The organism is Nguyenibacter vanlangensis (genome assembly GCF_013376155.1).
GTDB classification, from domain to species: domain Bacteria; phylum Pseudomonadota; class Alphaproteobacteria; order Acetobacterales; family Acetobacteraceae; genus Gluconacetobacter; species Gluconacetobacter vanlangensis.
Genome location: NZ_JABXXP010001139.1, coordinates 1 through 653 on the forward strand (window position 1 = coordinate 1; position 653 = coordinate 653).

Annotated in this window: 1 protein-coding gene; it reads right to left on the bottom strand. The window is 71.4% G+C overall.

All coding sequences use genetic code 11. The features are described 5' to 3' along the window. The coding region (locus tag HUK84_RS21730) for a 3'-5' exonuclease (RefSeq protein WP_281362895.1) at positions 1–653 on the bottom strand (653 nt) is incomplete at both ends.

The window sequence follows — 653 nt, forward strand, 5'->3', positions numbered from 1 at the left end:
CGCCAAGACCGGGGCGGGCACCGCCGCGGGCCGTTCGGTCGAGGCGACGCGCGCCGCTTCCTCCAGCACCAGGCAGGTCTCGCCCCAACTTCCCCCACCCAGATCGAACGGCCGTTCCTCGGCGCCCGCGCGTTCGAAGCCGCGGCGGCAGAGCATGTACCAGCTTTCGTCCGCAATGGTGCGTTTCTGCTGCCAGCCGCAGACCACCAGCCGGTCGCTGGCCCGCGTCAGCGCGACATAAAGCAGGCGATTATATTCCTCGGTCGCCGCATCGCGCAGCTTCTGCTGCAGGGCCCGGGTCACGCCGATCCCCATCTCGGCGCGCGGCACCCACAGCGGCAGGTCCAGCCCGGCCACGTCGTCGCGCGCCCAGACGATGCCGCCATCGAATTTCGCCGTGCCTGCCGTATCCGGCAGGATCACCAGCCGCGCCTGCAACCCCTTGGCGCCATGGGCCGTCATCACCCGCACCATGTCGGCGGTGGCGTCCGGCTCGCGCTTGACGGTCTCCTGCGAGGCACGCAGCCAATGCAGGAACCCCTGCAGCGAGGGTGGATGCAGGGATTCGTAGCGCAGCGCGGCCGACAGCAATTCGTCCACCGGTTCGGCCGCCTCGGGGCCCAGCCGGGCCAGCAGCCGGGCGCGGCCGCCCT